The 19821-nt window shown below is 72.6% G+C and carries 11 protein-coding genes; 6 read left to right on the forward strand and 5 right to left on the reverse strand.

All coding sequences use genetic code 11. From position 1 onward, the window contains the following. Positions 1-55: 55 nt before the first annotated feature. Positions 56-1642: an MFS transporter gene (locus ACWDBE_RS22665; protein ID WP_449790567.1), complete on the forward strand. Its 1587-nt coding sequence runs from the start codon at positions 56-58 to the stop codon at positions 1640-1642. A 290-nt stretch (positions 1643-1932) separates the two neighbouring features. Next, a complete protein-coding gene (locus ACWDBE_RS22670; protein WP_449808880.1) occupies positions 1933-3093 on the forward strand; it encodes an acyltransferase family protein in 1161 nt (386 codons plus the stop codon). Positions 3094-3165: 72 nt separating this feature from the next. On the opposite strand, the gene ACWDBE_RS22675 is transcribed toward ACWDBE_RS22670, so the two are convergent. The 4 genes from ACWDBE_RS22675 to ACWDBE_RS22690 form a co-directional block, all read right to left on the reverse strand. Next, the gene (locus ACWDBE_RS22675) at positions 3166-3534 is read right to left on the reverse strand and encodes a YciI family protein (protein ID WP_449790569.1); all 369 of its coding nucleotides are present in this window, start codon (positions 3532-3534) and stop codon (positions 3166-3168) included. 128 nt (positions 3535-3662) lie between these two features. After that, complete coding sequence (locus tag ACWDBE_RS22680) at positions 3663-5033, reverse strand: FAD-dependent oxidoreductase (RefSeq protein ID WP_449790570.1); 1371 nt, start codon at positions 5031-5033, stop codon at positions 3663-3665. Positions 5034-5072: 39 nt separating this feature from the next. After that, the gene (locus tag ACWDBE_RS22685) at positions 5073-5891 is read right to left on the reverse strand and encodes a TIGR03084 family metal-binding protein (RefSeq protein WP_449790571.1); all 819 of its coding nucleotides are present in this window, start codon (positions 5889-5891) and stop codon (positions 5073-5075) included. Positions 5892-6149: 258 nt separating this feature from the next. After that, on the reverse strand, positions 6150-7634 hold the full coding sequence (locus ACWDBE_RS22690) for an MFS transporter (RefSeq protein ID WP_449790572.1): 1485 nt from the start codon (positions 7632-7634) through the stop codon (positions 6150-6152). 214 nt (positions 7635-7848) lie between these two features. Here ACWDBE_RS22690 and ACWDBE_RS22695 point away from each other — a divergent pair, with 214 nt between their 5' ends. Next, positions 7849-8520 carry a TetR/AcrR family transcriptional regulator gene (locus ACWDBE_RS22695; RefSeq protein ID WP_449790573.1) on the forward strand — a complete coding sequence of 224 codons (672 nt, stop codon included), beginning with the start codon at positions 7849-7851 and terminating at the stop codon, positions 8518-8520. A gap of 464 nt (positions 8521-8984) precedes the next feature. Further along, complete coding sequence (locus ACWDBE_RS22700) at positions 8985-9710, forward strand: helix-turn-helix transcriptional regulator (RefSeq protein ID WP_449790612.1); 726 nt, start codon at positions 8985-8987, stop codon at positions 9708-9710. A 214-nt stretch (positions 9711-9924) separates the two neighbouring features. Here the strand turns inward: ACWDBE_RS22700 and ACWDBE_RS22705 are convergent, their stop codons facing one another. Then, a complete protein-coding gene (locus ACWDBE_RS22705; protein ID WP_449808881.1) occupies positions 9925-11322 on the reverse strand; it encodes an MFS transporter in 1398 nt (465 codons plus the stop codon). Between the two features lie 551 nt (positions 11323-11873). Here ACWDBE_RS22705 and ACWDBE_RS22710 point away from each other — a divergent pair. Next, complete coding sequence (locus ACWDBE_RS22710; RefSeq protein ID WP_449808882.1) at positions 11874-17954, forward strand: acyltransferase domain-containing protein; 6081 nt, start codon at positions 11874-11876, stop codon at positions 17952-17954. Continuing rightward, entirely contained in the window at positions 17951-19810 is a 1860-nt protein-coding gene (locus tag ACWDBE_RS22715; RefSeq protein WP_449790576.1) for a non-ribosomal peptide synthetase, read from the forward strand. Before ACWDBE_RS22710 ends, ACWDBE_RS22715 begins: the two co-directional genes overlap by 4 nt. Positions 19811-19821 lie beyond the last annotated feature (11 nt).

Below are 19821 nucleotides of genomic sequence, written 5' to 3' on the forward strand. Positions count from 1 at the left end.
GTGTGACGGCACCCGCGGATGCCGAGTGCCCCGAGAACGCGGAAGGACCCCCGTAATGAGCGACACCACGTCCCCCGGCGAGGCCGCACCCCGGGCCGGACGGCGAGAGTGGACCGGACTCGCCGTCCTCGCCCTGCCCACCCTGTTGGTCTCGATCGACGTCTTCGTCATGCTGCTGGCCCTGCCCAGCCTGTCGGAGGACCTGCACGCCAGCGGTGTGCAGCAGCTGTGGATCACCGACATCTACTCGTTCATGCTGGCCGGCCTGCTCGTCACCATGGGGTCGCTCGGCGACCGCATCGGACGGCGCCGGCTGCTGCTGATCGGTGCCGGCGCCTTCGGCCTCGCCTCCGTCGCCTCCGCGTACGCCGTCAGCCCCGAGATGCTGATCGCCTCGCGCGCCCTGCTCGGCATCGCCGGCGCCACCCTCGCGCCGGGCACCCTCTCGCTGATCACCACCATGTTCCAGGACCCCAAGCAGCGCGGCGCCGCGTTCGGCATCTGGGGCGCGTGCTTCTCGGCCGGCGCCATCATCGGCCCGATCATCGGCGGCACCATGCTCGACCACTTCTGGTGGGGCTCGGCCTTCCTGCTCGGTGTCCCCCCGATGGTGCTGCTGCTCGTGCTCGGCCCGGTCTTCCTGCCCGAGTTCCGCAACCCCGAGGCCGGACGCCTGGACCCGATCAGCGCGCTGGAGTCGATGGCGGCCGTCCTGCTCGCCATCTGGGGACTGAAGGAGATCGCCAAGGACGGCTGGCAGCCGCTGTCGATCGCGGCCGTGCTGGTCGGCATCGGCTTCGGCATCCTCTTCGTCCACCGCCAGCGCAAGCTGCCGAACCCGCTGCTCGACCTGAGCCTGTTCGGCAGCCGCTCCTTCTCCGCGGCCCTGGTCAGCCTGTTCCTCGGCACCATGCTCACCGGCGCGGTGATGTTCTTCGTCACCCAGACGCTGCAGCTGGTGTACGGCCGCGACCCGCTCCACTCGGGCCTGTGGATGCTGCCGGCGATCCTCGCCAACACGATCAGCTTCGGCATCTCCCCCAAGCTCGGCCAGCGTTTCCGCCCGGCGTACGTCATCGGTGGCGGACTGGTCCTCGCCGCGGTCGGCATGCTGGTGATCACCATGGCGGAGCCCGGAACGAGCCCGGTCGTGCTGATCACCGGCTTCGCCGTGGTCTTCCTCGGCTCCGGCCCGATGGTCACCCTCGGCATGGGCCTGGTCATGGGCTCCGCGCCGCAGGAGAAGGCCGGTTCCGCGGGCGCGCTCAACGAGACCAGCGGCCAGCTCGGGTTCGCCCTCGGCATCGCCGCCCTGGGCAGCATCGGCACCGCCGTCTACCGCGGCACCCTCAGCGTTCCGGACGGCCTGCCGGCCGACGCGGTCCGGGCGGCGAAGGACTCCCTCGCCGGCGCGACGGAGGCCGCCGGCTCGCTGTCCGCCCAGGTCGCCGACACCCTCCTCACGCCCGCCCGGGCGGCCTTCGCCTCCGAGCTCCACACCGTGGTGACCATCTCCGGCGTCCTGCTGGTCGCCACCGCCGCCCTGGTCACCTCCCTGCTCCGGCACGTGCCGCCCACCGGCCAGCCGGCGGCCGAGGCCGCCGCCGAGGGCAGCGAGGACTCCGTCCCCGCGACCGGCTGACCGCACCACCCAGCACGACGACCGACGGCTGTGGCCGGGGCTTCGCGCCCCGGCCACAGCCGTCGGTCCGTTCCCGGGTACATCCGGCAACTCCCGCCGCCCCGGCGCGACTCGAGGAAGAAGGGCACGACGGTGTCGAATCCCCCCGCCCCCGTTCGACGTAGGGGCCGGCGGCGCCGCCCGGCGCCGCCCGGTGCCGCGTACCGGCCGAGAGACCGGGCGGCACCGTCCGAGCGTTCTCCACCCCGGAGAAAGGGACTGCCGTGAAATCCCAGTTACCCGTCCCTGCGATGACGCTGCCGTCGCTGGAGGGCCTGCGGGCCGTCGCCGTCGTCTTCGTCTTCGCCAACCACGCGCTCCTGCTCCCCGTGTTCTCGGACCCCGCCGCCCACTCCGCCTTCAACAGCCTGACGGGCAACGGGCGGGTCGGCTTCCTCGCGGTCTCGGTCTTCTTCGTCCTCAGCGGGTTCGTGCTGACCTGGTCCGCCAGACCGGGCCGCAGAACCGTCGACTTCTGGCGGCGCAGACTGATGCGCATCGGCCCGTCCCACGCCCTGGTCGCGGTCCTCGCCCTGAGCCAGTTCGCCGCCGCGGGCGACACCATCAGATGGGTTCCGGCCATCGCCGGCCTCTTCCTGGTGCAGACCTGGTGGCCCTCCCAGGACCTGATGCTGTACCAGTTCAACGGGCCGAGCTGGACCCTCACGGTGGACCTGCTGTGCTACGCCCTGTTCCCGCTGCTGCTCCGGTTCGTCCGGCGGCTCGACCGGCGGGCACTGTGGCCCTGGCTGATCGGCCTCGGCGTGACCGCCGCCCTGATCCCGGTGATCAGCCGGCCGCTGCTCTCGGGGTATCCGCCGAGCTTCTACCCCGCGGGGTCCTGGCCCCAGATGTGGGCGCTGTGCTTCTTCCCGCCCGTCCGGACGATCGAGTTCGTGATGGGCATGCTCCTCGCCCGGATCGTCGCCGACGGGCGGTGGCCGAGGATCCGCGTCCTGCCGGCCGTCCTGCTCAACCTCGCCGTCTTCCTGCTGCTGGCCCACCTGCCCGCCGTCTTCATGGTCGCGGCGCTCTACCCGATCCCGGCCGCGCTGCTGATCGGCTCGCTGGCCTCCGGTGACCGCTCCGGCAGGGGCACGATCCTCGACGGGCGCTTCATGATGTGGCTCGGCGAACTGTCCTTCGCCTTCTACATCATCCACATCACCGTGATCTTCGCGGCACACGCGGCGTTCTCGGGCCAGTTCGTGGGCTACGCGGGCCGATACACCCCGACGACGTTCTCCACACCCGTCGCCATCCTGTTCATCCTCGGCCTCTACGCGCTCTGCGTGGCACTTGCCTGGGTGCTGCACAAGACCGTCGAGGTGCCGGCCATGCGCCGCTGGGGCCGGCCACCGGCCCGACGCGCACCCGACCGCACGGACCCGGAGCCCCAGCTCAGGACCTGACCACCCGCCGGCACGGGTGAGAACACGGAAGAGCCGGAAGCCCGGGGGCCGCGAGGGCCCCCGGGCGACCGGTCAGGAAGAGAAACCATCGCTGTAGACGACCGGCCGGAGCTCGATGCCCAGGCCCTCGACCGCGGCGTCCGGGATCATCGCGGCGACCTCCCGGGCGCGCTCCGCGTCCCTGACGTCGATGACGTAGATTCCGCCCATGTACTCCTTGGCCTCGGCGTACGGACCGTCCGTCACCGCGGGCACACCGCCCCGGACGCTCACCACGGCACTCTGGTCGACGCCGGCCAGCGCCAGGGTCCCGACGAACTCGCCGCTCGCCTTGATCTTCTCCATGAACCCGCCGTGCCCTTGGAAGAGGGCGTTGCGCTCCTCCTCCGACATCGCGTCCAGGACCGCGGCGTTCGGGTACATCATGATCAGGTACTTCATGGTTCCGCTCCCTGCGACGTGAGGCGCCTGCTGCGCCCCCCTCCACTACTTCGTCGGCGCCGACGCGCCGCTCTCGACATAGTGGCGAAGAAGTGCCTTCCCTCCCAACCGGATCGCCGACGTCCGCTTCAGGAAGTCGGCGATCCGAAGGCCGAGGGCGGCACGGGGCGGCGGGAGGCCCGCAGGACCCGCAGCAGGGTGCGCGGGTGCATCAGGGACTGCGGGGAGGCCACCAGTCCGGCGATCCGCACCAGTGCGTCGGTCACCCGGGGATCGTGCACCGCCGCCCGCTGGGCCAGCGCGACGTACCGGTTGACCAGGCTGGTCTGGGCGGTCCGCCGGCCCTTGACGCCGGGGTAGCCGAGGTCCGACACCGCGGCGAACTCCCAGGGGGTCTTGATCTCCCGCGCGACCTCGCGGAAGAAGTCCTGGGGGCGCGGCAGCCGGCGCCCCGCGGAGTGCCGCCGCAGCACCAGCGCCTGCAGCGCGGCCGAGGTCATGCCCTGGGCGTAGGCGGGGTTGAAGCTGCAGACCGCGTCGCCCATGACGAGCAGCCCGGCGGGGAAGCGCTCCAGCCGGTTGTAGTCCCTGCGGACGCTGGCCGGGAAGCGGAAGCGCAGCGGTTCGTCGAGGGGTTCGGCGTCGCGGATCGCCTCGTGGATCTCGGGGGCGGGCAGCGAACGGACGAAGGCGTCGAACCCCTCCGGGTCGGTGGGCGGGTGGTCACCCACGATCCCGGTCACCGACAGCTCCACCCGGTTGTCGTCGCCGGGCACCCGGTAGAAGAACCCCCCGCGCGGGTGCGAGGGCGTGGCGGCCGGGATGATGGCGATCTCGCTGCCGAAGGGGTCCTTCTCCAGCCGGTAGTGGCGGGTGGTGTACGCCAGGTCGATCTCGATCCGCTCCTCGGGGGGCGCCTGGTACCCGAGGTCGGCCAGCCACAGCGGGGTGCGCGAACCGCGACCGGTGGTGTCGACGACCAGGTGGGCGGAGAGCGTCCGCTCCTCGGCCCCGGGGGTGCGCTGCTGCACCCTGACCCCGGTGACCCGGTGCCCGGAGGCGTCGGTCACCGGGGCGACGACGTCGTGCTCCTCCAGGAACGACACCTCCGGCAGCGCCCGCACCCGCTCGCGCAGGTGGTACTCGAGCACCGGCCGGGTGGCCGGCACGGACGGCAGGCCGGTACGGGCGGGGCGCAGCCGCAGCCCGTTGAAGTACCAGCGGATGTCGCCGCTGAAGTCACCGGGCCGCACCCCTGCGGCGATCAACTCCTCGGTGAGGCCCGGGAACAGCGACTCCATGATCTGGTGGCCCCGGGCGACCAGCCCGTGGGCGTGGTTGCCGTGCGGGACGCCGCGGCGCGGCCCGCGGACCCCGAGGATCTTGTCGCGTTCGACGATCACGACCCTCGGATAGGACTCGGAGAGCACCCTGGCCGCCAGCAGGCCCGCAATGCTTCCGCCGAGAACCACGGCACATTCGTCGGTACGGGTGGCCATGAAGGTCCCCTCTCTACGGATTCAGGACGGGTACGGCGGTCAGTTCCCGGACGGGCGGAACTGGCCGGGAGTGCGGCCCTCGCCGGCCGGGCCGCGGTAGGCCTGGGCGAGGTCGAGCCAGCCGTCGGCGTCCCTGCCCTCGGCCGTCAGGGCGAGGTCGTCGCGGTGGCGGCGGCGGGTCACCAGGAGGCAGAAGTCGACGGCGGGGCCACTGACGCGCTGCTCGGCGTCGGCGGGGCCGAACTCCCAGCGGGCGCCGGACGGGGCGGTGATCTCGAAGCGGAACTCCGTCGCGGGGGCGGCGAGTCCGCGCGCCTGGTACCCGAAGTCCCAGGTGCGGACGGCGAATTCGACCAGGTAGCGGAGCCGGTCGGTGTGCTCGCGGTGCACCCCGAGCGTGTCGGCGATGTCCTGGCCGTGGCCGAACAGCTCCATCATCCCGGCGGCGGCCAGGACGGGCGCCGGCAGCGGGCGGACCAGCCACGGCACCGGCTGACCGGCCGGGACGGCCGCCAGGGCCTGCTCGGCGGTCCTCCGCTCGGCGTTCCAGCGTTCCAGCAGCTCCTTCGGCGCGCCGGACGCCAGGTAGGGCGCCAGGTAGGGCTTGAGGGACTGCTGCACCGCACCGTCGAAGTCCTGCCCGACGCCCGCGGCCAGCGCCTTGAACGCCTCCGGATCGGCCGCGGCGGTGCCCGCCAGCTTGAAGGTGGCCGCGAGGTGGGCGATCTGGTGGGCGATGGTCCAGCCGGGCGCCGGGGTGGGCCGCGCCCAGTCGGCGTCCGCGAGGTCCGCCACCAGGGCCTCGACGGCGTCGCCGTCCGCCGCCAGTGCGGCTGTCACGTCCTGTGAGTCGGGCATGCCTCTTCCTTCCGTCAGGGGGTCCGGATGCCGACGCCGTCTCGACTCGCTTTGCGGAGCGTCGGATTCGGGGGCCTGCCCAGTATCGGCCGGGCCGAGATCGGCGGGCTTCTCTGCTCGTGCTGTGCGCCCGTGCGCCCCGCGGTCGACCGGCGGGCGGCCCGCGGGCGGCCCGCCGGTCAGTCGGTCGCGGCCGGTCGGTCGGTCGCGGCCGGTCGGTCGGTCGCAGCCGGTCGATCGCCGGTCGGTCGGTCGCGGTCAGTCGGTCGCCGGTTCGAGGCCCGCCAGCGCGAGGCGGTGCCGGCGGCTGATGTACCAGGCGGCCGCGCCGCACAGCAGGGCGAGGGCGGAGACCGCCACCAGGACGGCGGAGGCCGAGGAGACCAGGCTCGCCAGCAGCAGCGGCCCCATCAGGCCGCCCAGCCGGTTGAAGAGGGAGACCCACCCGGTGGTCCGGCCGCGCCGTTCCGGCTCCGCCAGGTCGGCCGCGATCGGGAGGAAGATCGCCGCCATCGAGTTCACCGAGAACAGCGCCGCCACCAGCGCGCCCGCGGCGATCCAGCCCACCTCGGCCACCGCGCCGCTGGCCGTGAGCGCCAACAGCAGCACGGCGGTTGCGGTGGCCAGGCCCGCGGCCATGGAGGTCGGGCCGAAGCGGCGGTAGCCCAGCATCAGGAGCAGGGCGCACGGGATCATCGCGATCGCCGCGACCGTGAGCATCAGGTTCGCGGTGTGCACCGGTACGCCGCCGATCCTGGCCAGGCTCGGCACCCAGGTGGTGAGGCCGAAGGTGAGCAGTCCGATCAGGGTGGCGAAGGCGCGCTGCAGGCCCTGGGTGAGGGCCCGGGAGGACCTGGGCAGGTGCCGGACGGCCGGTGCGTCCGCGGCCGCCGGGGCGGGGGCGGAGACGCGGTTGGGGACGAAGGGGGTGAGCAGGGCCAGCACGGCACCGGTGGGGGCGCCGATCAGCCAGAGGATCCGCCAGCCGAACACCGGCTCCAGCCACAGCGCCGAGCCGGCGGCGACGAGGTAGCCGACCGCGGTGGCGACGACGGAGAGCGCCACCACCACGGAGCCGCGGACCTTTCCGCCGGCGGTCTCGGTGAGCAGGGTGATGAGCAGCGGGGCGAGGCCGCCGACCGCCAGGCCCATCAGGCCGCACATCACCAGGTTCCCCTCGAAGGTGGGCATCGAGCCGCACATGCTGGTGGCGGTGAAGCCGAGGGTGGCGATCAGGTAGGAGCTGCGCCGGCCGATCCGGTCGGTGAGCACGCCGAACAGCAGCGCCCCGGCCGCCGTCCCGGTCAGCCCGCAGACCGCCAGCAGGGAGGCGGTACGGGGATCGAGCCCGTACTCGGCCCGCATGCCGGGGATGACGAAGCCCAGGGTCGAGGTCTTGCTGATGTCGATGGTGAGGGCGGCCGTGCCGATGACGGCGACCAGCAGCCGGCCGCGCCGCGCGGACCCGGAGTCGGCCTCGACGGATTTCGGCCGCCCGCGCAGCGCGGCGCCGGCCACCACGAGCAGCAGTCCGCCGAGGGCGGTGAACATCTCCGGCATGTCCGCCAGTGCCATGCCGTGCAGCTTCCGGCCGTCGTCGGCCGGCATGTGGGCCATCGGCATCGAGGGATCCATGGCGAAGGAATGGTGGAAGGCGAATGCCGAGGAGACCAGCACGATCAGGCTGCCCAGGGAGAGGAGCAGCGTGGCGCCGGTGGTCCGGCCGGGGGCTGTGGTGGACAAGAGCGACCTCCGTTGACCAGGGGTGTGGTGATCGCGCGAGGGCCCTCGACATTTCCCGGCTGTTCTCCGGCCGCCGGTGGGCCCTGGAATGTCGCGCTGAGTGACTGGAAAGCTATGCCCGGCGCGCGAAGGGCTGCTTCTCGCATTGTGCGGGGATCCGAGGGTTGTGGGCGCGAACCGCCCTGGGATAACGGCATTTTGCTTGACTGAAGGAATGAGTCCGCGTCACACGGATCCCAGCACCCGTCCGGCGCTGGTGGACATCGCCGCCCGGCTGCTCGCGGAGGAAGGGCCGCAGGCGCTGTCCGCCCGTCGCATCGCGAGCGAGATCGGCGCCTCCACGATGGCCCTCTACACCCACTTCAACGGAATGCGCGGCCTGGTGCGCGCCATGGTTCACGAAGGGTTCGCCCGGCTCCAGCACTACTTCACCCTGGTGGAGTTCAGCGACGACCCGGTGAGCGACCTGGCATTGCTGGGTCGTGCGTACCGGCTCAATGCGCTGGCCAACCCGCACCTGTACGCGGTGATGTTCGGAGGGTCCTCACTGGCCGGTTTCTCACTGGGCGAGGAGGACCGGCAATACGGCCGCTACACGCTGGCGGGCGTGGCCGAGTGCGCCGCCCGGTGCATCGAGGCCGGCCGGTTCCGGGCGGCGGACGCCGACCTGGTCGCACACCAGATGTGGTCCGCCGTTCACGGTCTCGTCGCTCTGGAGCTCGGCGACTACCTGACCGAGCCCTGGAACGCCGATAGCCTGCTGGAGGCGCAGTTGGTGGGGCTGATGGTCGCCGTCGGCGACACCCGGGAGGCCGCCGTCAACTCGGTGTCGGCCTCCGCGGAGCGGCTCCGGGAGGAGGTGGACTCGGCGGCCGACGCGGATTGAGGGGTGGAACCGCCGTGATCCGGGGAGGACATCCGCGGGCACCGGCCCGGCACGCTCGTCACACCGGTCACTGGCGTCTCGCCCGCCCCGTCCGCACCACCCGGCAGCTACGTCTTCCCCCCTCCGCCACACCTCTTCAATTGCTGCGATATTTCAAACATATACCGGCGAGTATCTCCTCTTCGGCTTTGCCGAATAAGGGCGTGAACACACCGTTGTACTTGTCATGTCCGCCTGCTACGGTCGTCAATCGCAATCGCGAGAACACGCAGTGTCACTGGCGCTTTAACGAAGGGAGCCGGGATACCTCGCACGCTCCGGCAGCCGAATGTCATCCCCCCGATCGGCTGCGTCACGGGACGCAGCGCCGGAGCGAAGTTTCCGTCGTCCACCGGGTACAGCGAGAATCTGGAGTCACCTTGAAACCTGCAATCGAAGAAGCCGTGGCCCGAGCCATCGAGATCATGCACGAGAACATCGGCGAATTACTGACCATAGACGATATGGCAGAGGCTGCCATCTACAGCAAATTCCACTTCTCCCGGGAATTCCAGCGGGTGACCGGGGTCTCGCCGAGACGCTTCCTGTCCGCCATTCGCATCGAGGCCGCCAAGCGCCTGCTCCTCGAGACGGACTGCACCGTGACCGAGATCAGCCACCGCGTCGGCTACAACAGCGTCGGCACCTTCAGCTCACGGTTCGCCAGCAGCGTCGGCACCTCGCCCACGATGTTCCGCCAGTTACGCGGCTTCACCAACCGCATCGAGCTCGACACCCGGCGCTGGAACCAGCCGACGGAACTCGCCACCGTCCGCGGCGAGATCCGGGCGTGCGACGCCGAACGACTCGGCCGCGTCTTCGTCGGACTCTTCCGCACCCGCATCCCCGAGGGCCGGCCGGCCGCCTGCGCCGTGCTCCCCCGCCCCGGTTCCTTCCTGCTCGAACACGTGCCGGCCGGGACCTGGTACCTGCTCGCGCACTCCGTCCCCGCCTCCTGCGAGGAGGTCCTCACCGACGAGGCCTCCGTCGGCTCGGTCGGCCCCATCGAGATCAGGACGAACGTCCCGGTGGACCCCCTCGAACTGCACCTTCGCCCCGTGCGCGCCCTCGACCCACCGGTCCTGCTCGCGCTGCTAGATGTCCGGGCAGCGGCCATCTCCAGGAACAGCGAGCTACGCGAGGCCGGCTGAGCGGGCACCGGGAAACACGGCGACGGCCCGGAACTCCGGCTCCGGGCCGTATGCCTGACGTGCCATCGGGTGAGCGTGGCCGCCACGGGGAACCTCTTGCCGGGTCTCGGACCCAGGATCGGCCCGAGTCGCCGATCCGGGGCTCCGGACCGGCGACTCGGGCGTCTTGGTCGGCGGGGTACGCGTCACCCGGCCGCGGAACCGCGCGGGGCGCTCAGGCCCGTCGCCGTACCGCGATGAACACCGCGCCCAGCACGCACGCGGCGGCGGCGGTGACGTAGGCGAGGTGGTAGCCGGCGAGCTGGTCCTCGGTGGTCGCGGCGACCAGCACCAGCAGCGCCACGCCCACGCTGGCGCCGATCTGCTGGGTCACCACGTTCACCGCCCCGGCGACGGCGTGCTGCCGTTCCGGGACGCCGGAGAGGCCGGCGGAGGTCATCGAGGGGAAGTTCAGCCCCTGACCGATGCCGCTGACCACCAGTCCGGGCAGCACGTGCAGCAGGTAGTCGCCGTCCTGCGGCGTGCCCAGCCACAGCCCGGTGCCCACCCCGATCAGGACGAGGCCGACGGCCATCAGCGTCCGCGGGGAGTGCTTGGCCAGCAGCCGGCCGGTGGCGAAGTTGGCCGTGAGGAACACGGCCAGGGACATCGGCACCAGGGCGATGCCGGACTCGAACGGCGAGTAGTGCAGCATCCCCTGGAGGTACAGCGGGGCGAAGAACAGCATCCCGACCGAGCCCGTGTACTGGAGGAACGCCGCCAGGCTCGCCTCCCGCACCGAGTTGGCCCGGAAGAGGCCGAGCGGGAGCACCGGGTCGGCGGTGCGGTGCTCCCGGACGACGAACAGCACCAGGAAGAGCACGGCGGCGGCGAGGACGATCCAAGCCGAGGCGCCGCCGGTGCTGACGCCGACGACGAGCAGGGTGAGGCCGAGCGTGCCGGTGATCGCGCCGGGCAGGTCGAGCCGGCCGCGGTGGCCGGCGCCGTCGGGCAGTCCGACGCGGGTCGCGGCCAGCACCCCGAGCCCGAGCAGCACCGAGAACCACAGCACCGAGCGCCAGCCGAGGAACTCGGTCAGGACGCCGCCCAGCAGCACCCCGCCGCTGAAGCTCGCGGCGCCGACGGCCGCGTACACCCCGAAGGCCCGGTTGCGTGCCGGACCGGCCGGAAAGGTGTCGGTGAGCAGCGCCAGCGCGGCCGGACCCGACAGGGCGGCGCCGATGCCCTGCGCGGCTCTCGCCCCCAGCAGCGTCGCGGTGTTCGGGGCCGCCGCGCCGACCAGCGCGGACACGGTGAACAGCGCGACGCCGACCTCGAACACCCGCCGCCGCCCGAGCACGTCGGCCAGTCGGCCGCCCACCAGCAGGAAGCCGGCGAAGGTGACGGCGTAGGCGGTCATGACCCACTGGAGCGTCGTCTCGTCCAGGTGGAAGCGCTCTCCGACGGACGGCAGAGCGGCGTTGAGCACGCCGAGGCCGCTCACGTCCAGGGCGAGTGCCCCGGCCAGCACGCCGAGTGCCAGTCCCGGCCGGCGGACCGGGGAGGCCGGTGCAGGTCCGGGTAAGGAGTTCTCGGCATCGGTCGACGCCGCGTCAAATTTGTCAACTGCCATGCGGACAGCTTGCATTGGCCGCTCATCCGCTGTCCACTCCACCCCGGCCCGCAAAACGGCACTGAATGGTACCGTCCCAGGAGATCGAATCGGACACTTTGTCGATCAAATTTCGCCACTGCCACAACCGAAGCGCGAAGTGCGCAATCCTGGAGTCGAGAAGCTCCCCACCCGAACGCGCGGATGAACAGCGCTGCCGAAATCCCGGCAGCGAGAATGCGCGACAGCTCCGCCGGCGCGGCACCGTGAGCGCCAGTGAGAATTCCACAGTGAGCCGCTGATCCGCGATCACTCCGGTCACCTCGTAGCACCCCCCGTTCCCCACACGCGTTGGCGAGTCACGCGATCGGCGCTCCGTTTCCTCCCTCCTGCCACGAGAGGAGCAGTGCCGTCCGACCACGAGCGCAGCCATGTCATGTACAGGCCTATGCCTGAGGCTCTCCTTCGTGTCCGAACTCCCCTTGCGTGAAAGAACCGTCAGTCCCCCTCTGCGAACGATCGGCTGTGAAGCTCCAACCGTCCATTCCACCCGCCCTGTCGAGGGAGTCGCCATGCCCCAAGAGCGCGCAGCGCGAGACATATCCGCCGTCACGGATTTCCTGCTATCCCGCTTCGCCGAGCTACTGGACGTCTCCGCGAACTCCGTGGACCGGTGGGCGCCGATGCACCGGTACGGACTGGACTCCCTGAAGTCGGTGAACCTCGCGGCCGCCCTGTCCGAGTTCCTCGGCTGGCAGGTCCCGGCCACCTGGATGTGGCAGTACCCGACCGTCGACGGGCTGGCCCGCGCCCTGGTCGACGGTCCGCGGGCCGCGGAGCCCGCCCGGAGCACCGAACGCCGCTCTCCCACGCACGAGCCGGTCGCGGTCGTGGGCATCGGCTGCCGGTTCCCCGGCGGGCCGGACCCGTCCTCGTTCTGGCGGCTGCTGACCGAGGGCGGCGACGCCGTCGGACCGGTACCGGCCGCGCGCCGCGAGCTGCTGAACGACCGGGTGCGCTGGGGCGGGTTCATCGACGACATCGACCGCTTCGACCCGCTGTTCTTCGGCATCTCGCCCCGCGAGGCCGTCCAGATGGACCCTCAGCAGCGCCTGGTCCTGGAGCTGTCCTGGGAGGCCCTGGAGGACGCCGGCATCGCGCCGCACAGCCTCGTCGGCAGCGACACCGGCGTGTTCATGGCCTCCTGTTGGGGCGACTACGCCGCCCTGGCCCACTACCGCGGCCCCGACAGCCAGATCACCCCGCACACCGCGACCGGCATGCACGACGGCATCATCGCCAACCGCGTCTCCTACGTCCTCGGCCTGCAGGGCCCCAGCATGGCCATCGACTCGGCCTGCGCCGGGTCGCTCGTCTCGGTGCACGTGGGCTGCCAGTCGATCTGGCTGGGCGAGAGCGACCTGGTGCTGGCCGGCGGCGTGAACCTGAGCTTCGTCTCCGACTACTACACCGCCATGGACCAGATGGGGGCGCTCGCCCCGGACGGCCGCTGCAAGTCCTTCGACGCCCGCGCCGACGGCTACGTCCGCGGTGAGGGCGCCGGCGTCGTCGTGCTCGCCCCGCTGAGCGTGGCGCTCGAACGCGACCTGCCGGTGTACTGCCTGATCAAGGGCAGTTCCTCCAACAACGACGGCCCCAGCAACGGCATGACGGCGCCGAACCCCCAGGCCCAGGAGAAGATGCTCCGCACCGCCTACCAGCGGGCCGGCATCGCACCCCACCTCGTCGACTACATCGAGTGCCACGGCTCGGCGACACCGCTCGGCGACCCGATCGAGGCCAACGCCATCGGCGCCGTCCTCGGCGGCGACCGCGCGGAGCCGCTGCGGCTCGGCTCCGTCAAGTCCAACGTCGGTCACCTGGAGGCGGCCGCCGGCATCGTCGGCCTGGTCAAGCTCGCGATGTCGATGCGCAACGGCGTGCTGCCGCCGAGCCTGCACTTCAGCGCGCCGAACCCGCAGATCCTGTTCGACGAGTACAACCTCACCGTCCAGGACCGGCTGGAACCGTGGCCGCGGCGCTCCGACGCCCGCCGCGGCGGCGTCAGCTCGTTCGGGTTCGGCGGCTCGATCTGCCACCTCGCCGTCGAGGAACTGCCGCGCCCCGAGGCCTCGCTGCTCCTGCTGGCCGCGGACTCCCCCGAGGAGCTGGCCGAGCGGGCCCGGGCGGTGCGCGACGCGGACGACCTGCGCGCGCTCTGCCGCCGCACCCCCGGCGACGGCCCGTTCCGGCTCGCCGCCACCGCCCGTGACATGGCCGAGCTCCGCGGCAGCCTGGACGCCTTCGGCAACGGCGCGGACGCTCCCGGACTGAGCGTCGGGGAGGTCGGGAAGGCCGGCCGCAGGCCGCGGGTGGCGTTCCTGTTCTCCGGCAACGGCTCGCAGTGGATCGGCATGGGCCGTCAACTGCTCGCCGGCCAGCCCGTGTTCCGCCGCTCCATGATGAGGTCCGACCGCCGGATGCGGGAGCTGCTGGGCTTCTCGCTGGTCGAGCAGCTGCTCGACCCCGACGGCCGCCTGGACGACATGGACGTCTTCCAGCCGCTGCTGTTCTCCCTCCAGGTCGCGCTCGCCGAGACCTGGCGCTCGCTGGGGGTGGAGCCGGACGTCGTGGTGGGGCAGAGCGTCGGCGAGTTCGCCGCCTCCCACATCGCCGGCGCCCTCGACTTCGAGGACGCCTCCCGGCTGGCCGCCCACCACGGCCGGCTCCTCCAACTGCTGGCCGTGGGCCGCGGCGAGGGCATCGTGGTGATGACCCCCGCGGAGGAGGTGCTGCCGCACCTGACCGGCGGGCTCACCCTCTCCGGCCGCAACGGCCTCGGCTCCACCCTCGTCACCGGCACCCCGCAGGAGATCGACGACCTCGTCCTGCGGCTGACCGAGGCCGGCGTCACCAACCACCGGGTGCGGATGGGCCACGCCCCGCACTCCGCGCTGGTCGACCACGTCCTCGCCCCGCTGAAGGCCGAACTCGACGGCATCCGGCCCCGGTCCACCCGCATCCCGATGATCTCCACCGTCACCGGCGAACTCGTCGACGGCGCGGAGCTCGGGCCGGACTACTGGGCGGACAACCTGCGCCGGGAGATCCGGATGGTCGACGCCCTGACGGCCCTGCGCGACCACGACGTCGACGCGGTGGTCGAGCTCAGCCCGCACCCCCTCCTGCTCAAGTCGGTCTCGGAGATCCTCCCGGCGGCGGCCACCCTGCCCTCCCTGCGGCGCGGCGCCGACGAGGCCGCCACCCTGCTCGGCTCGCTCGGCGCCCTGTACACCGCCGGACTCCCCGTCGCGGCCCACCCGTTCCTGGCCGGCGACCGGGGTCGCCACCTCGCGCCGAGCCCGGGCGACGCCGCCGCCGACGGGCAGCTGCACCTGGTGCCCGTCACCGCCCGGACCGCCGGCGCGCTGGCCGACACCTGCCGCGAGCTGTCCAACCACGTCGAACGCGACCCGGCCCTCCGGGTGTCCGACCTCGCCTACACCCTCTCCGCCCGGCGCAGCCACCACGGCCACCGGATCGCGCTGTTCGCCCGCGACCGGCAGGACGTCCTGGACGGACTCGCCCGGGTCGCCGCCGGCCGGCCGCACCCCGACGTCGTCACGGGTACGGTCTCCGGCAACGCCGACCGGCGGGTGGCGCTGGTGTTCTCCGGCGGCGGCACCCAGTGGGTCGGCATGGGCCGCGAGTTGCTGCGCTCCCACGCCGGCTTCCGGGCCCGGATGGCCGCCTGCGACGCCGCCGTCCGCGCGGCCGGCGGGTTCTCGGTGCTCGACCTGCTCGCCGCCCCGGCCGAGGAGGCCAGGTACGAGGAGATGGACTTCCAGCAGCCCGTGCTGTTCGCCCTGCAGGTCTCGCTGGCGCAGGTCTGGCTCGACCTGGGCGTCGAGCCGGCGGCCGTCGTCGGCCACAGCCTGGGCGAGGTCGCGGCCGCCTGCGTGTCCGGCGCGCTGTCCCTGGAGGACGCCGCCCGGGTCGTGGTGGCCCGCTCGCACCTGCTGGAGCGCAAGGCCGCCGAGGGCGCCATGATCTCGGTCGACCTGCCGGAGGAGGAGCTGCGGCCCCGGCTCGCCCCGTACGCCGAGCACGCGGCCGTCGCCGTGGTCAACAGCCCCACCAGCGCCGCGGTCTCCGGCTCGCCCGAGGCCGTCGACGCCCTGGAGGCGGACCTCCTGCGGGACGGGGTCTCCGTCCGGCGGATCCGGGTCGAGCGGCCGGTGCACAGCCCCGGCATGGACCCGCTGCTCGAACCGCTGCGCGCGGGCATCGACGGCATCACCCCGCTGACACCGGGCATCCCCTTCCATTCCACCGCCCTGGCCGACACGGTGAACCCGGTCACCGACGTCGACTACTGGGTGCACAACCTGCGCAACCAGGTCCGGTTCGCCGAGACGATCGGCGCGCTGGTGGACCGGGGCGTCACCACCTTCGTCGAGATCGGCCCGCACGAGACGCTGCGCGGCGCGGTCGAGGAGATCGGGCTGTCCCGCGGCACCGGGGTGCACGCGATCAACTCGCTGCGGCGCGGGGAGAGCGACGTCCGCTGCCTGCTGGGCGCCGTCGCCTCGCTGTACGTCAGGGGGCTGCCGCTGAGCTTCGACTCGCTGTTCGGTGACGACGTCGAGGTGGTGGAGACCCCGCTCGTCCAGTGGCAGAAGGAGCGCTACTGGATCGACACCGAGCCCCGCCGAGAGGCCGTGCCCGCCCCGGCTGCGGCCGTCGGGACCGCGGCGGCGGGCGTGGCCGTCACGGCTCCCGTCGAGGCGCGGCCGGTGGTCGAGAGCCCGGCGGCGGCGGACCGGCCGGTGGCGGAGGTCGTCCTCGCCGAACTCGCCGACGCGCTGGGCGTACCGGTGAGCAGGTTCGACACCGCGGCGGGCCTGCGCGACTTCGGCCTGGACTCGATGCTGGCGATCCGCCTCGTCAACAGGCTGCAGGCGGTACTCGGGCACCGGGTGTCGCCTGTGGTGTTCCTGGACGGGCGCTCCATCACCGAGGTCGTCGCCCACTTCGTCGGGCTCACCGCCGGACCGGCCGCACCCGCTCCGGCACCCGCCGGCTCCCCTGCCATCCCCGCCGTCCCCGCCGTCCCCGTCGTCCCCGCTCCCGTCACGGCTCCCGTCACCGCTCCCGCGGCCCGGCCGGACCGGAGCTTCCTGGCGGACCTCTCCGAACTGGACGCCGAGGAACTGCTGGAGGAACTGGACGCGCGCGGGCTGCTGGAGGCCACCGACGCCCCGGCGCTGGAGCAGCTGCTCGCCGACGGCCTCGGCCTCGAGGTGGCGCCGGCCTCGCACGGCCAGGCCTCGCTGTGGTTCATGCAGATGGTCGCGCCGGACGCCGTGCCGTACAACTTCATGGTGACCGCCCGGATCCGGGCCGCGGTCGACGAGGAAGCCCTGGAGCGCGCCGTCCTGGCCGTGCTGGACCGGCATCCCGCGCTGCGCACCGTCTTCGTGGAGGCGGGCGGCAGCCCGTACCAGGTCATCCTGGACGAGCCGGTGTACGAGTTCCTCGTCGTGGACACCGCCGACCTGGACGACGAACAGGCCCGCGAGGAACTGGCCGGGTACGGGCACGAGCCGCTGGACCTGGACAACGGGCCGCTGGTGCGGATCGTCCTGATGCGGCGCGGCCCCGCCGACCACTACCTGCTGGTGCTCGTCCACCACATCGCCTCGGACGCGGCGTCGGCCGACGTCATGATCCGCGAGATCCAGGAGTACTACGAGGGCGCCGACCCGGCCCGCAGCGCGCCGGTCGCCCCGTACACCGAGTTCGTCGCGTGGGAGCGGCAGTGGCTGGCCGGGCCGGCCGCCGAGGCAGCGCTGGACTGGTGGTCGCGCAAGCTCGCCGACCCGCCCGCCCACCTCGACCTCTCCGACAAGGAGCGGCCGCCGGGCGTCACCTACGAGGGCCGGGACGTCGCGCTCCGCTGGAGCGCCGAGGAGACGCGCCTGCTGCGGGAGTTCGCGGTGCGCGAGGGCGTGTCGGTGAGCACCGTCGTGCTGGCCGGGTTCTTCGCCACGCTCAACCGCGCGGTCGGCACCGAGGACTCGGTGCTCGCCACGGCCATCGCCCAACGGGCCGAACCCGGCTGGGAGTCCGCCATCGGCTACTACCTCAACACCGTGCTGGTGCGGGCGAACCCGACCGCCGACCGCAGCTTCCGCGAGCTGCTGCGCGAGGTCCACGCCTTCTCGCTGGGCCTGCTGGAGCACATGAACTACCCCCTCGACCTGCTGGCCGCCCAGCTGAAGCCGCCGCGCGCGGAGGGCCGCTCCCCGTGGTTCGACGTGGTGGTGAACTGGCTCTCCTCGGACGCCTTCCCGCGCTCCGTGAAGCTCTTCCACGGCGTCGGCGACACGCTCACCCCGGACGGCGCGCTGCCGCTCGAACCCCTCCAGGTCCGCCGGCACCTCGCCAAGTTCGACCTGGAGATCTCGATGGCCGACATCGACGGCCGGGTGGCCGGCCACGTCCAGTTCAAGCCCGCCTACCTGGAGCGGCGGACCGTGACGGCGCTGCTGTCGCTGTACCGCACCGTGCTCTTCGACTCGATCGCCCGACCCGACCAGGCCCTCGGCGCCGTCGCGCCGGCCGGCCTCCCCAAGGAGACGGACCGTTGACCGAAACCCTGCACTCCGAGTTCATCGCCCAGGCCGTCAAGAACCCCGACGCGACGGCGGTCCACTCCGACGCCGGCGTCCTGAGCTACGGCGAACTGAACGAGCGCTCCCGTGAGTTGGCCGAGCGGCTGGCCGCCGACGGCGCGGGCCCTGGCGTCCCGGTCGGCATCTGCGTCGAGCGCACCCCCGACCTGCTCGTCGCCGTCCTCGCCGTCCTGCGCACCGGCTCCTGCTACCTGCCGCTGGACCCGAACTACCCCACCGACCGGCTGGCCTTCATGGTCCAGGACAGCGGCACCCGCCTGCTGCTCACCACGCCCGCGTCCCGGGCCGCTTGCCCGCCCGGCGCGACCGTCGTCGTGCTCGGGGACACCGTGACGACCGAGCCCGGCGCGAAGCCGGTGGCGGTCGTGCCCGAGGACACCGCGTACGTCATCTACACCTCGGGCTCCACCGGCCGGCCCAAGGGCGTGGCCGTCCGGCACGCCGGCGCCGTGGCGATGCTCGCCGCGATGGACCGGGTCCTCGAGGGCTGCGACCTGAGCGGCGTCTCGGCGGCGAGCTCGATCTGCTTCGACATGTCCGTGATGGAGGTCTTCAACGCGCTCTGCCGCGGCGGCGCCGTGGTGCTCGTCGAGAGCGCCGTGCACCTGCCGGAGAGCCGGTACGCGGACCGGATCACCCATCTGACCGTCGTCCCGTCGGTCATGAACGGCCTGCTGGACGCCGGCGCCCTGCCGCCGAACGTGCGCTCGATCGTGTTCGGCGGCGAGGCGCTGCGCCGCAAGCTGGTGGACCGGGCCTACCGGGAGACCGGCGCCGTACGGGTGTTCAACGCCTACGGCCCCACCGAGGGAACCGTCTTCTGCTCCTTCGGGCTGGTGCCCGAGGACGGCACCGACGAGCCGACCATCGGCCCGCCGACCGCCGACGCCGTGGTCCACGTGCTCGACGGGAACCTGCGGCCGGTGGCGCCAGGCCGGCCCGGCGAGCTCTACCTCGGCGGCGTCGGCGTCGCGCACGGCTACGTCAACCGGCCGCGCACCACCGCCGAGCGCTTCCTGCCGGACCCGTTCCGCGAGGGCGAGCGGATGTACCGCACCGGGGACCTCGTCGAGTTCACGGAGGACGGCGAACTGCGCTTCCTCGGCCGCTCCGACCACCAGGTCAAGCTGCGCGGCTACCGGATCGAGCTGGAGGAGGTCGAGGCCCGGCTGACCGCCTGTCCCGAGGTCCGGGAGGCGGCCGCCGTCGTGCGGGGCAACCGGCTCGTCGGCTACGTCGTGCCCGCGGGCGACGGCGCGACGCAGGACGGCACGGCCCCGGGTGGCGCCGCCCAGGACGGCCCCCGGCTGGACGCCGCGCTGCAGAGCGCCGTCACCGGCCGGCTCGCCGTCGAACTGCCCGACTACATGGTGCCCGCGACCCTCGTCGTCCTCCCCGCCCTCCCGCTGGGCCCGGGCGGCAAGCTCGACCGCGACGCGCTGCCCGAGCCGCCGGCCGCCTCCGGCGGTCCGCTGACGGCCGCCAGTACGCCGACCGAGGTGGCCCTGTCGGAGATCTGGGGCCAGCTGCTCGACCTCGAACCGTCGGCCATCGACGTGCAGTCCGCCTTCTACGACCTCGGCGGCGACTCGCTGCTGCTGGTCCGCCTCGCCCGGCTGATGACCCGGCGCTTCGACCGCCGCGTCCGCGTGCCCGACCTCTTCAGCTTCCGCGACATCGCCTCCCTCGCCCGCTGGCTGGACGACGAGAGCGGCGCCACCCCCGAGGTGGTCGAGTCCGCCCGCCAGCGCGCCGGTGCCCGCCGGGCCGCGCTGCGCGGCCGCGGCGGCGGCGCTGCCGGCGGACGCTGAGCACCCCCTGC

Source organism: Kitasatospora sp. NPDC001132, assembly GCF_053598415.1.